This is a genomic window from Pseudomonas sp. LBUM1641, assembly GCF_059716235.1.
Genome location: NZ_CP166815.1, coordinates 4,715,128 through 4,727,853, shown reverse-complemented (window position 1 = coordinate 4,727,853; position 12,726 = coordinate 4,715,128). Strand labels below are relative to the sequence as shown.

Below are 12,726 nucleotides of genomic sequence, written 5' to 3'. Positions count from 1 at the left end.
CTTTATCCGCTAATTACCAAGCAACCTAACTATTCGTTTGACATTCGCTGCCTAGGCAGTAACATCGTGTCACACATTCACTGCTTAGGCAGTTAATAGGCTGGTCACGATGAAGCACTTCACCCCCGAAAACTTTCACAACTGCCACCTCGGCTTGCTGCTGGGCCGGGCTGCGCTGCTCAAAGACAAGATCATCGACACCCATATGGAACCCCACGGCATCACTGCCGCGCAGTTCAAGGTGTTGATCATCATGGCCCAGTACGGCGTCGACACCCCGGCCGAACTGTGCCGCAACCTGTCCCTGGACAGCGGCTCCATGACCCGCATGCTCGACCGCCTGGAACAAAAGGACCTGCTGGCGCGCAAGCGCTCCGAACAGGACCGGCGCCAGGTGCAGTTGGTGCTGACCGCGGAAGGCCAACGCGTGGCGGACATGTTGCCGCACATCGGCGCCCAGGCCTTGAACCAACTGGCAGGCGCGCTGGAACCGGGTGAACTGCAAACCCTGGAAAAAATCTTGAAGAAAATTCTTATAGCTGCGGGTGACCCCATCACCATTCAGCGGGTAGGTGGTGCATGAACAATCGCTCCTTGCGTGCCGGCCTCAGCCTTGTGCTGGTGGCCATGACTATGGCCGGTTGTGCCAATTTCAGCGGCTTGAACACAGAAGGCAAACGCCTCGAAGCCAATAACCTGCAAACCGGCAAGTCTCTCAGTGGCGTGACCCTGTCCGCCGCCGCCTGGCCCACCGCCGATTGGTGGAAAGGCCTTGGCGACCCACAGCTCGACGGGCTGATCCAGGAAGCCCTGCAAAACAGCCCCGATATGCAAGTGGCCAGCGCCCGCGCCCACCAGGCCGAAGCTGCTGCTTATGCCGCCAATGCGGCGCGCATGCCGACCCTGGATGCCAGCGCCGGTGTCAGCCGTTCGCGCCTGGCCAAGGACCAGGACCCGCGGGGCGAGGGCGATGCCTACGCCACCGTGCGCAACATCGGTGCCAGCTTCAATTACAACTTCGACCTGTGGGGTGGCCAGCGCGCCGCCTGGGAAGCCGCGCTGGGCCAGGCCCGCGCCGCCGAAGTCGATCAACAGGCCGCGCGCCTGACCCTGGCGGCCAACGTCGCCAAGGCCTACAGCGACCTGGGCCAAGCACATATCGTGCGCGACCTGGCCAACGATGACCTCAAGCGCACCCGGCAAATGCTCGACTTGGGCCAGCGTCGCCTGAACTCCGGGATCGACAGCCAGTACCAGTACCAGCAAACCGAGAGCCTGGAAGCCAGCTCCCAGTCGCAACTGATCGATGCGGAAAAACAACTGCAGAGCGCCAAGATCGCCCTCGCCGTGTTGCTCGGCAAAGGCCCCGACCGTGGTGGCGAACTGGTACGCCCCAACGTGCTCAAGCCCAGCGCCGTTAGCGTGCCTTCGGTGCTGCCTGCCGAGCTGGTGGGCCGTCGTCCGGACCTGATCGCCGCACGCTGGCGTGTTGAAGCGGCGAGCAAAGATATCGCGGCCAGCAAGACCCGTTTCTACCCCAACCTCAACCTGAGCGCGAGCGCTGGGGCCGAGTCGTTGCTGGGAGATGCGATGTTTGGTTCGGCCAGCCGTTTCTTCAGCATTGCGCCGACCATCTCGCTGCCGATCTTCGACGGTGGCCGCCTGCGTGCCGACCTCGATGCCCGCGACGCCGACTACGACGTGGCCGTGGCCCAGTACAACAAAACCCTGGTGCAAGCCTTGGGCGATATCGGCAACACCCTTGTGCAATTGCGCGAGACCGGCCGGCAGATCCAGGCCCAGCAACACGCCGCTGACATTGCCCAGCAGTCCTACGACACCGGGGTCCAGCGGTACAGTTCAGGTATCGGTAATTACCTGGACGTGCTCAGCATCGAACAGCAATTACTCCAGGCCCAACGCCAGTTGGCCACCCTGAATGCCGAGCAAATCGATCTTTCGATTCAATTGATGCAGGCCCTGGGCGGCGGTTTTCACGCCGATAACGTGGCCTCGACCACCCCAGCCACGCGCACTGAATAATTCAAGGTACTTGTCATGGCCACTGCCGAAACCAGCAACAACGCTCCTGAAACAAAAAAGGCTGAACAACCGTCCACCAGCAACCCGCGCAAACGCAAAGTCATGCTGTTTGTCCTGGCGCTGATCGTCATCCTCGGCGCCGTTGGCGTGTGGGGTTGGTACGAACTGTATGGCCGCTTCAGCGAAAGCACCGACGACGCCTACGTCAACGGCAACGTGGTGGAAATCACCCCGCTGGTGACCGGCACCGTGGTGAGCATCGGCGCCGACGATGGCGACTTGGTCCATGAAGGCCAGGTGCTGATCAACTTCGACCCCAACGATGCCGCCGTCGGCCTGCAAAGTGCCCAGGCCAACCTGGCCCGCACCGTGCGCCAGGTGCGTGGCTTGTACAGCAACGTCGATGGCATGAAAGCCCAGGTGCTGGCGCAGAAAGCCAACGTGCAAAAGGCCCAGGACAACTTCGCCCGTCGGAAAAACCTGGCGGCCGGCGGGGCGATTTCCCAAGAGGAACTGTCCCACGCTCGTGATGACCTGACCTCGGCACAAAACGCCCTGGCCAACGTTGAGCAGCAGTTCAAGACCACCAGCGCGCTGGTGGACGACACCGTGATTTCGTCCCACCCGGACGTGCAAGCCGCCGCCGCGCAGTTGCGCCAGGCCTATCTGACCAACGCCCGCAGCACCCTGATTGCACCGGTGACCGGCTATGTGGCCAAACGTACCGTGCAACTGGGCCAGCGGGTTCAGCCGGGCACTGCGCTGATGGCCGTGATCCCGCTGGATCAACTGTGGATCGACGCCAACTTCAAGGAAACCCAACTGCGGGATATGCGTATTGGCCAGCCGGTGGATATCGAATCTGACATCTACGGCAGCGACGTGAAATTCAGCGGCACCGTCGACAGCCTCGGCGCGGGCACCGGCAGTGCGTTTGCCTTGCTGCCGGCGCAGAACGCTACCGGCAACTGGATCAAGATCGTGCAACGGGTACCGGTGCGTATCCATGTGAACGCCGAAGAGTTGGCCAAGCACCCGCTGCGTGTGGGCTTGTCCACTGTGGTCAACGTCGACCTGCACGACCAGAGCGGCCCGGTACTGGCCCAGCAGGCGCCGCAAAAGGCCTCGTTCACCACCAACGTGTACGACCGCCAGTTGGCCGAAGCTGACGCGATGATCACCCAACTGATCCATGACAACAGCGTTGCCGCTCCCAAGGCTGCCCAGCGCTGATTCGCCAATCCATCAGCTACAGCCCCGGCGGCCGTAGCGCCAATCATGTTGCACAGGATTCGCGATGAGTAACGCTAACGCCTCCTTCACGCCGCCCAGCTTGCTGATGGCCACCATCGGCCTGTCCCTGGCGACCTTTATGCAGGTGCTCGACACCACCATCGCCAACGTGGCGTTGCCGACGATTTCCGGCAACCTCGGTGTGAGTTCGGAGCAGGGCACCTGGGTGATCACCTCGTTTGCGGTGAGCAACGCCATCGCGCTGCCGCTGACCGGCTGGTTGAGCCGTCGCTTCGGCGAGGTGAAGCTGTTTCTGTGGGCCACCATCCTGTTTGTGCTGGCCTCGTTTCTCTGCGGCATCTCCACCTCGATGCCCGAGCTGATCGGCTTCCGGGTGCTGCAAGGCCTGGTCGCCGGCCCGCTGTACCCGATGACCCAGACGCTACTCATCGCGGTCTATCCCCCCGCAAGGCGAGGCATGGCCCTGGCGTTGCTGGCGATGGTCACGGTGGTGGCGCCGATTGCCGGGCCAATCCTCGGCGGCTGGATTACCGACAGCTACAGCTGGCCGTGGATCTTCTTTATCAACGTACCCATCGGCATCTTTGCGGTGATGGTGGTGCGTTCGCAGCTGAAGAAACGCCCGGTGGTCACCAGCTACCAGCCGATGGACTACGTCGGTTTGCTGAGCCTGATCGTCGGCGTCGGCGCCTTGCAGATCATCCTCGACAAGGGCAACGACCTGGACTGGTTCGAGTCGAACTTCATCATCATCGGCGCGGTAATCTCGGTCATCGCCCTGGCGGTGTTCGTGATCTGGGAAATGACCGACGAGCACCCGGTGGTCAACCTGCGGCTGTTTGCCTACCGCAACTTCCGCATCGGCACGATTGTGTTGGTGTTGGGGTATGCCGGCTTCTTCGGGATCAACCTGATCCTGCCGCAGTGGTTGCAAACCCAGATGGGCTACACCGCCACCTGGGCGGGCCTGGCGGTGGCGCCGATCGGGATTCTGCCGGTGTTGATGTCGCCGTTTGTGGGCAAGTATGCGCACAAGTTCGACCTGCGCTTGCTGGCTGGCCTGGCGTTCCTGGCGATCGGTTTGAGTTGCTTCATGCGGGCCGGCTTCACCAATGAAGTCGACTTCACGCACATCGCCCTGGTGCAGCTGTTCATGGGGATCGGCGTGGCGTTGTTCTTCATGCCGACCTTGAGCATCCTGATGTCCGACCTGCCCCCGGCGCAAATCGCCGACGGCGCAGGCCTGGCGACCTTCCTGCGGACCCTGGGCGGCAGCTTTGCAGCCTCGTTGACCACCTGGATCTGGATTCGCCGGGCGGACCAGCATCATGCCTACATGAGCGAAAACATGACCACCTACGACTCGGCCACCCGGGACGCCTTGCAGGCGCTCGGTGGGGCAGGGCACAAGGCGTATGCGCAGCTGGATCAGATACTGACGAGCCAGGCGTACATGATGTCCACCGTGGATTACTTCACGTTGCTGGGGTGGATGTTCATGGCGTTGATCGTGATTGTGTGGCTGGCGAAACCGCCGTTTGCGGCGAAGGCCGGGCCGGAGGCTTCGGGCCACTAAGCCTTTCCCTGACGTAGCAGCTGTCGAGCCTTGGCGAGGCTGCGTCAGCGGTGTATCAGACACACCGCGAACGCAGCCTCGCCAAGGCTCGACAGCTGCTACGCAGAGGGGGCAGTTGTTATGCGCCGGGCAGTGCCAACTGTGGGTTGACGAAGTCAAACGCCGCCAGTTGAAACCCTTGCTCATCCACCTGCAACGCCCACCCTTGCTTGTCCCAATCCCCCAGCACAATGCGCTTGGCCGCCTGCTCGCCAATCTGCAGTTTGTGAATCGCCGGGCGGTGGGTGTGGCCATGCACCAACGTACGCACGCCAAACGCCTGCATCACCCTCGGTACTTCCTCAGGCGTCACATCGACAATATCGTTGGCCTTCATCCGCACCTGGGCGCTGCTTTCACTGCGCAGCTTGCGCGCGAGCTTGTGCCGGGTGCCCAAGGGCAGGTGGCGCAGGATGAACAGCGTGATGGGGTTGCGCAGGATGCGCCGCAGCTTCATATAGCCAAGGTCGCGGGTACACAGGCTGTCGCCGTGCATCAATAGCACGGGCTCGCCTGCGAGCTGCACCACACTCGGGTCCTTGAGCAAGGTTGCGCCTGCGGCTTTGCAGAACGCCTTGCCGATCAGGAAATCCCGATTGCCATGCATGATAAAAATCTGGGTGCCGCTGTCGCTCAGCTCGCGCAGAGCCTCGCAAATCGAGCGCTGGAAGGGCGTCATCCCATCGTCGCCAATCCAGGCTTCGAAGAAGTCCCCCAGAATGTACAACGCCTGGGCGGAACGGGCGCGGCCGTTCAGTAAATCCAGAAACGCCCGGGTTATGTCCGGGCGCTCCTCTTCCAGATGCAAATCTGAAATCAGCAATATCACTCAACGATCTCGGCTTTCTCGACGATAACGTCTTCTACCGGTACGTCCTGGTGACCTGCCTTGCCAGTGGTTTGCACACCTTTGATCTTGTCGACAACGTCGGTGCCGGCTGTGACTTTACCGAATACCGCGTAACCCCAGCCCTGCACGTTCTTGCCGCTGTGGTTCAGGAAGGCGTTGTCGGCCACGTTGATGAAGAACTGCGCGGAGGCCGAATGCGGCTCCATGGTACGGGCCATGGCGACGGTGTACTTGTCGTTGGAAAGGCCGTTGTCCGCTTCGTTCTGGATGCTAGGACGCTTGTCTTTCTTTTCTTTCATGCCAGGCTCGAAACCGCCGCCCTGGACCATGAAGTTGCCGATGACACGGTGGAAAACAGTGTTTTCGTAGTGGCCGGCTTTAACGTACTCGATGAAGTTGGCGACGGTGATCGGCGCTTTCTCGGCGTTCAGCTCGATGACGATGTCACCGTGGTTGGTGGTCAGTTTGACTTGAGTCATGTTCACTACTCTTTCAAGGAATTCGTGGGTTTGGGCGTTTTGCGCCTTACCTGCTTGGCAAAAACGGCAGCCAAGGCGCGCAGTTTAGCGTGACCTGCGGGAATTTCGAGGTGGTTTTTTACCGCCCGTGCAATAAATGCAGCAGTTTTTGGCCACGCTCTGTCAGGGCCTTGACAGCATCGGCTATGATAAGCCCTTTGTTTGTCGGCCTCACCCGGCCAAGTACTTCGTCTGTTCAAGGATCCTATGAGCAAGCCCACTGTCGACCCTACCTCGAATTCCAAGGCCGGACCTGCCGTCCCGGTCAATTTCCTGCGCCCGATCATCCAGGCGGACCTGGATTCGGGCAAGCACACGCAGATCGTCACCCGCTTCCCGCCTGAGCCCAACGGTTACCTGCACATCGGCCACGCCAAGTCGATCTGTGTGAACTTCGGCCTGGCCCAGGAGTTCGGTGGCGTCACGCACCTGCGTTTCGACGACACCAACCCGGCCAAGGAAGACCAGGAATACATCGACGCCATCGAAAGCGACATCAAGTGGCTGGGCTTTGAATGGTCCGGTGAAGTGCGCTATGCCTCCAAGTATTTCGACCAGTTGTTCGACTGGGCGGTGGAATTGATCAAGGCAGGCAAGGCCTACGTCGACGACCTGAGCCCGGAACAAGCCAAGGAATACCGTGGCACCCTGACCGAGCCGGGCAAGAACAGCCCGTTCCGCGACCGTTCGGTAGAAGAGAACCTGGACTGGTTCGCCCGCATGAAAGCCGGCGAATTCAAGGACGGCGAGCGCGTACTGCGGGCCAAGATCGACATGGCCTCGCCGAACATGAACCTGCGCGACCCGATCATGTACCGCATCCGCCACGCCCACCACCACCAGACCGGTGACAAGTGGTGCATCTACCCGAACTACGACTTCACCCACGGTCAGTCGGACGCTATCGAAGGCATCACCCACTCCATCTGCACACTGGAGTTCGAAAGCCACCGTCCGCTGTACGAATGGTTCCTCGACAGCCTGCCGGTACCGGCGCACCCGCGTCAGTACGAGTTCAGTCGCCTGAACCTGAACTACACCATCACCAGCAAGCGCAAGCTCAAGCAACTGGTTGATGAAAAGCACGTATTCGGCTGGGACGACCCGCGCATGTCGACGCTGTCGGGCTTCCGCCGTCGCGGCTACACCCCGGCGTCGATCCGCAATTTCTGCGACATGGTCGGCACCAACCGTTCCGACGGCGTGGTGGATTTCGGCATGCTCGAATTCAGCATCCGTCAGGACCTCGACGCGAACGCACCGCGCGCCATGTGCGTGCTGCGTCCGTTGAAAGTCGTGATCACCAACTACCCGGAAGACCAGGTCGAAAACCTCGAACTGCCGCGTCATCCGCAGAAAGAAGAACTCGGCGTGCGCAAGCTGCCGTTCGCCCGTGAAATCTACATCGACCGCGATGACTTCATGGAAGAGCCGCCAAAAGGCTACAAGCGCCTGGAGCCGAACGGCGAAGTGCGCCTGCGCGGCAGCTACGTGATCCGTGCCGACGAAGCGATCAAGGACGCCGATGGCAACATCGTCGAACTGCGTTGCTCCTACGACCCGGAAACCCTGGGCAAGAACCCGGAAGGCCGCAAGGTCAAAGGTGTCGTGCACTGGGTACCGGCTGCGGCCAGCATCGAATGTGAAGTGCGCCTGTACGATCGCCTGTTCCGCTCGCCTAACCCCGAGAAGGCCGAAGACAGCGCCAGTTTCCTGGACAACATCAACCCTGACTCGCTGCAAGTTCTCACTGGTTGTCGTGCCGAGCCATCGCTTGGCGACGCACAGCCGGAAGACCGTTTCCAGTTCGAGCGCGAAGGTTACTTCTGCGCGGATATCAAGGACTCGAAACCCGGTGCTCCGGTATTCAACCGTACCGTGACCTTGCGTGATTCGTGGGGCCAGTGATCTAAGGGATTCATCGTGCTAACGATCTACAACACACTCAGCAAAACCAAAGAAGTCTTCAAGCCGCTGGATGGCAACAAGGTGCGCATGTACGTGTGCGGCATGACCGTATACGACTACTGCCACATCGGCCACGGCCGCAGCATGGTTGCCTTTGACCTGGTGACCCGCTGGTTGCGTTTCAGCGGTTATGACCTGACGTATGTGCGCAACATCACCGACATCGACGACAAGATCATCAATCGCGCCAACGAAAACGGCGAGTCGTTCGACGCGCTGACCGAACGCATGATTGCTGCGATGCACGAGGACGAGGCACGCCTCAACATCCTTAAACCGGACATGGAACCGCGCGCCACGGACCATATCCCGGGCATGCACGCGATGATCCAGACCCTGATCGACAAGGGTTACGCCTACGCCCCGGGCAATGGCGACGTGTACTACCGCGTCGCCAAGTTCATGGGCTACGGCAAGCTGTCGCGCAAGAAAATCGAAGACCTGCGCATTGGTGCGCGGATCGAAGTCGACGAAGCCAAGCAAGACCCGCTGGATTTCGTCCTGTGGAAAGGCACCAAGCCCGGCGAGCCGAGCTGGGAGTCGCCATGGGGCGCCGGGCGTCCGGGCTGGCACATTGAATGCTCGGTGATGTCCACCTGCTGCCTGGGCGAGACCTTCGACATTCATGGCGGCGGCAGCGACCTCGAGTTCCCGCACCACGAAAACGAAATCGCCCAGAGCGAAGCGGCCACCGGCAAGACCTACGCCAACGCGTGGATGCACTGCGGCATGATTCGCATCAATGGCGAGAAGATGTCCAAGTCCTTGAACAACTTCTTCACCATCCGCGACGTGCTGGAGAAATACCACCCGGAAGTGGTGCGGTACCTGTTGGTATCGAGCCACTACCGCAGCGCGATCAACTACTCGGAAGACAACCTCAAGGACGCCAAAGGCGCCCTGGAGCGTTTCTACCACGCGCTGAAAGGCCTGCCCTCCGTGGCACCTGCGGGCGGCGAAGCGTTCGTTGCGCGGTTTACCGAAGTGATGAACGACGACTTCAGTACACCGGAAGCCTGCGCGGTGCTGTTTGAAATGGTGCGCGAGATCAACCGCCTGCGCGAGAGCGATCTCGACGCAGCGGCGGGGCTTGCCGCACGTTTGAAAGAGCTGGCAAGCGTGCTGGGCGTGCTGCAGATGGAAGCCGATGACTTCCTGCAGGCGGGCGCTGAAGGGCGTGTGGATGCCGCTGAAGTGGATGCGCTGATTCAGGCGCGTTTGACTGCCCGGGCCAACAAGGACTGGGCGGAGTCTGATCGTATCCGTGACCAACTGACCGCGATGGGTGTGGTGTTGGAAGACGGGAAGGGTGGGACGACGTGGCGGTTGGCTGATCAGGCTTGATTGCTGAATGCTGAATGCTGAATGAAAACGCCCCGACTGGTTCGGGGCGTTTTTTTTGGTGCATAACTTACAACGGGTCGCTGACCGGACCCCTGTGCGCAGACATAGTTGACACATTCAAGTGCAGGCAAAGCCTGCTCGAGTTCAAAAACAAAGCTGCTCCCCTGTAGGAGCGAGCTTGCTCGCGAAAAACCTGAGAACGCCGCGTTCATCCAGGATGCCAACGTCATCGTTAACGACCTTCGCGAGCAAGCCCGCTCCCACATTTGGACCGTGCCCGCTTTAGATTTTGCTGTTGCTGTTGCTCCACCACACTCAAGCCGGCCGGTAGGCCGCTGTGCTCTTGCTTTTGATCTTGATCTTAGGCGCCCCGTTAAACCACGCTGGCCGAACGTAGACAGTACGGAGCGGGTAAACCGGCAGGACGCCGGTTTAGCCGCGACGGGGCAGGGACGCCCCGTCGCGGCGGCCCGCTTCGTGCTGCCGGAGCTGAGGGCACACCGAGCCCAAGCGAGGTGCCGAGTGGTGGGGCAAGAGCGTTTTGCTTACTTTTGCGCTGTTCAAAAGTGAGCCGCTGTAAGAGCGGAACCCATATCTGCCCTCACCAAAAAAACGGATATGTACTCGATTCAACCCAATCGCTCAATGAGCATCAGCGCTTGCCACTGACCTCATACAGGCTTTGAACAAACCCATTATCCGACGCATACGTGCCGATATGCCGAAGCTCATGCTCGCCACCCGACTGGCTGAACAAGGGAATCCCCTGACCCAGCACAACCGGAATACGCGTGATGATCATCTCGTCAATCAACCCCGCCTCAAGAAACGCCTGAATCGTCTGGCCTCCATCGATATACAGGTGTTTCATCCCGCGCTCGGCTAACGCTGCCACGAGGCTGGTGACATCCTGGCTCACCACCTCAACCTTGCCCTTCAACTCCGCAGGTATCTCAACCGATTGCCGAGAGAGCGCTATAACCGGCATACCCTCATAGGGCCACTCCGGGAAGGACAACACTTTCTCCAGGGTCTTGCGTCCCATCACCAAAGCATCAACCGTGCCAATGAAGTTTTCATAGGTCACACCGCTCAATTCGGCCCCGTCGTACTCCGGCCGATGAAGCCACTCGATATCCCCGTCAAGCCGGGCAATAAAGCCATCGACGCTGGCTGCGATAAAGACCGAGCATTTGATATCCATGGGGCGTGAAACTCCTTTTCTGTGGGCTTGAAAACACCGGCTGTGATTGGCCGGTAACGCTAATGTTAATTTAATCTTCCGATGCAATAAGCGACCATTACCAAAAATAACCATGGGTTGCCTGGCGCAGGCCGACACCCCTTTTTTTGCAGTGCGAGGCTCTATGCGCCGTTGGTTAATCCGCTACCGTTACGCAATCATCTTCTGGCTGTGCTTCGGCGTGTTCCGCACGTCCCTGGCCGACTGGAACCCCATCCCGTCCGGCTCCATGCGCCCGACGTTGCTAGAGGGCGACGTGGTACTGGTCAACCGCGTGGCATACGACCTCAAGTTGCCCCTGACGGACATATCCCTGGCCAAACTGGATAACCCCCAGCGCGGCGATGTAGTCACGTTCTCCTCACCCAAGGACGGCATCCGTTTGATCAAACGCATCGTCGGCATCCCCGGCGACACCCTGGAAATGCGCGATGAGGTGCTGTGGGTCAACGGCACACCGGCCACCTACAGCCATGGCCAGGACATCAGCGAGCCTATCGCACCTGGCCAGACCGTCCCAGGGATCAAACTGACCGAGCTTGCGAACAACAGCCAGCGCACGATTCAGTTCATGCCGACAGTACGGGCGTTACGAAACTTCGGCCCGGTGGTGGTGCCTGCCGACAGTTACTTCATGCTGGGCGACAACCGCGACAACAGCGATGACTCCCGATACATCGGGTTCGTGCCGCGTCGGCTGTTGATCGGACACGCCCACCATATCCTGGCGTCAGCGCAGATCCTGGACCATTGGATGCCACGATTGGGCCGATTTGGCGCGCCGATACTGTAGTGGGCTGATCACGCTTTCGGACCCAGCGCCCTTAGCGCGGACCATCAGCCGGGGCCGTGAAAAAAACCACTCGCAGAAACTCCAATAAGCGCTCGCAGCACGGGGGGGCGCGGGCGAATGTTGGGGGGCTTGCCACGGTCACCTCGGGCCCTCGGTTATTTCAAATCGCTGTAGGTCAACCTGAACTCCGACAGGGCTGGGTGATCGGCTTTCCATTGGAGGCCATACGCCTTGGCGGTTTCTATTTGCGTGGCGCTCAACTCGCTCAGTTGCTGCAGATAGGCTGCAGCCTCCTGATGCCGCGCATTCTGCCGGGTACTGTCCATGACCAACCAATACAGCCCATACGCATGGACCAGGTTCGTAGGATAGTAGTAGCGGCTGGTCTCTTCGACATTGAAACGGGCGAGCGCTGCGGCGTAGGTCATCACTCCATCGAGTTCATTGAGGGCCAGTCTTTTCTGCAAGTAAGTGCGTTGGTAGTCAAGGTTTCGGTAATAGGTTGGCATGTTGCACAGCCACGTCATCGCGGGTGGAAAATCCTTGAAGGCCGCATACCTCAACATGGAGTCGCGATTGTCACTGGCCTGGTTTTTGTCAAACAGCAGCGCGGCGATGTAATAGGCCTCTGCGCAGCCTGCATCACCTGCCTTTACAAGCCATGAACGGTCTTGGGTCAGCTCGTACAGTTGCAGCATCGCCTCACCGTCGCCTGCGTCGGCACCCGACTGGGCGAGGGTCTTGGCTTTGGCCAGGTTGGTTTCGCCACCCAGGCGCATCAGGGCGTACACATGATCCTGGTCGGCGGCCAGGCGATACCATGTCTGGGCCTCGGGGCTGACACTGCCGACCCGGCGCCGAATGGCTTCGCCCAAGGTGTATTGGGAGGGGGCATCGCCGGCCGCAGCGGAGATGGTCAGGTGAGTTTCGCACTCTTCGAATTCACCGAGTTGATACAACTCGAGACCTCGCTTTTTGGCGGCCTGTTGCTGGGTGGTCAATTGTGAAATCAGCGCGTTCAGCGAGTTGAGTAAATCAAACAGCGTGGTCAGTGCATCGGAATGGGTATACATGGTCTTTACCTGTATCGGAAAGGTA

The 12,726-nt window shown here is 60.1% G+C and carries 11 protein-coding genes; 7 read left to right on the top strand and 4 right to left on the bottom strand.

Annotated elements, in window-relative coordinates; genetic code table 11:
* Positions 1–109: 109 nt before the first annotated feature.
* The 4 genes from ACA046_RS21750 (at position 110) to ACA046_RS21735 (ending at position 4,873) form a co-directional block, all read left to right on the top strand.
* On the top strand, positions 110–583 hold the full coding sequence (locus ACA046_RS21750) for a MarR family winged helix-turn-helix transcriptional regulator (protein WP_063028678.1): 474 nt from the start codon (positions 110–112) through the stop codon (positions 581–583).
* Entirely contained in the window at positions 580–2,043 is a 1,464-nt protein-coding gene (locus tag ACA046_RS21745) for an efflux transporter outer membrane subunit (RefSeq protein ID WP_497674942.1), read from the top strand. The genes ACA046_RS21750 and ACA046_RS21745 overlap by 4 nt, the downstream gene beginning before the upstream one ends.
* Positions 2,044–2,058: 15 nt before the next feature.
* A complete protein-coding gene (locus ACA046_RS21740; RefSeq protein WP_459022341.1) occupies positions 2,059–3,276 on the top strand; it encodes an HlyD family secretion protein in 1,218 nt (405 codons plus the stop codon).
* Positions 3,277–3,340: 64 nt separating this feature from the next.
* Positions 3,341–4,873, top strand: coding sequence for a DHA2 family efflux MFS transporter permease subunit (locus tag ACA046_RS21735; RefSeq protein WP_497674941.1), 1,533 nt, complete (start codon positions 3,341–3,343; stop codon positions 4,871–4,873).
* A 118-nt stretch (positions 4,874–4,991) separates the two neighbouring features.
* Here the strand turns inward: ACA046_RS21735 and lpxH are convergent, their stop codons facing one another.
* Positions 4,992–5,741, bottom strand: coding sequence for a UDP-2,3-diacylglucosamine diphosphatase (lpxH, locus tag ACA046_RS21730; RefSeq protein WP_497674940.1), 750 nt, complete (start codon positions 5,739–5,741; stop codon positions 4,992–4,994).
* The gene (locus tag ACA046_RS21725) at positions 5,738–6,241 is read right to left on the bottom strand and encodes a peptidylprolyl isomerase (RefSeq protein WP_076014188.1); all 504 of its coding nucleotides are present in this window, start codon (positions 6,239–6,241) and stop codon (positions 5,738–5,740) included. The genes lpxH and ACA046_RS21725 overlap by 4 nt, the downstream gene beginning before the upstream one ends.
* Positions 6,242–6,487: 246 nt before the next feature.
* Here ACA046_RS21725 and ACA046_RS21720 point away from each other — a divergent pair, with 246 nt between their 5' ends.
* Together ACA046_RS21720 and cysS are read left to right on the top strand one after the other, a co-directional pair.
* Complete coding sequence (locus tag ACA046_RS21720) at positions 6,488–8,188, top strand: glutamine--tRNA ligase/YqeY domain fusion protein (protein WP_076014187.1); 1,701 nt, start codon at positions 6,488–6,490, stop codon at positions 8,186–8,188.
* A 15-nt stretch (positions 8,189–8,203) separates the two neighbouring features.
* Positions 8,204–9,592, top strand: coding sequence for a cysteine--tRNA ligase (gene cysS / locus ACA046_RS21715; protein WP_497674939.1), 1,389 nt, complete (start codon positions 8,204–8,206; stop codon positions 9,590–9,592).
* A 652-nt stretch (positions 9,593–10,244) separates the two neighbouring features.
* On the opposite strand, the gene ACA046_RS21710 is transcribed toward cysS, so the two are convergent.
* Positions 10,245–10,796 (bottom strand): dihydrofolate reductase family protein, encoded by a 552-nt coding sequence (locus tag ACA046_RS21710; RefSeq protein WP_076014185.1) that lies wholly within the window; start codon positions 10,794–10,796, stop codon positions 10,245–10,247.
* Positions 10,797–10,959: 163 nt separating this feature from the next.
* Here ACA046_RS21710 and lepB point away from each other — a divergent pair, with 163 nt between their 5' ends.
* Positions 10,960–11,628, top strand: coding sequence for a signal peptidase I (lepB, locus tag ACA046_RS21705; RefSeq protein ID WP_076014184.1), 669 nt, complete (start codon positions 10,960–10,962; stop codon positions 11,626–11,628).
* Between the two features lie 155 nt (positions 11,629–11,783).
* On the opposite strand, the gene ACA046_RS21700 is transcribed toward lepB, so the two are convergent.
* A complete protein-coding gene (locus ACA046_RS21700; RefSeq protein WP_459022334.1) occupies positions 11,784–12,701 on the bottom strand; it encodes an SEL1-like repeat protein in 918 nt (305 codons plus the stop codon).
* Positions 12,702–12,726: the final 25 nt, after the last annotated feature.

Coding starts and splice junctions, on each gene's coding strand:
- ACA046_RS21740 (WP_459022341.1), top strand. CDS start 2,059: ATGGCCACTGCCGAAACCAGCAACAACGCTCCTGAAACAAAAAAGGCT.
- ACA046_RS21700 (WP_459022334.1), bottom strand. CDS start 12,701: ATGTATACCCATTCCGATGCACTGACCACGCTGTTTGATTTACTCAAC.
- ACA046_RS21750 (WP_063028678.1), top strand. CDS start 110: ATGAAGCACTTCACCCCCGAAAACTTTCACAACTGCCACCTCGGCTTG.
- ACA046_RS21735 (WP_497674941.1), top strand. CDS start 3,341: ATGAGTAACGCTAACGCCTCCTTCACGCCGCCCAGCTTGCTGATGGCC.
- ACA046_RS21710 (WP_076014185.1), bottom strand. CDS start 10,796: ATGGATATCAAATGCTCGGTCTTTATCGCAGCCAGCGTCGATGGCTTT.
- lepB (WP_076014184.1), top strand. CDS start 10,960: ATGCGCCGTTGGTTAATCCGCTACCGTTACGCAATCATCTTCTGGCTG.
- ACA046_RS21745 (WP_497674942.1), top strand. CDS start 580: ATGAACAATCGCTCCTTGCGTGCCGGCCTCAGCCTTGTGCTGGTGGCC.
- ACA046_RS21720 (WP_076014187.1), top strand. CDS start 6,488: ATGAGCAAGCCCACTGTCGACCCTACCTCGAATTCCAAGGCCGGACCT.
- ACA046_RS21725 (WP_076014188.1), bottom strand. CDS start 6,241: ATGACTCAAGTCAAACTGACCACCAACCACGGTGACATCGTCATCGAG.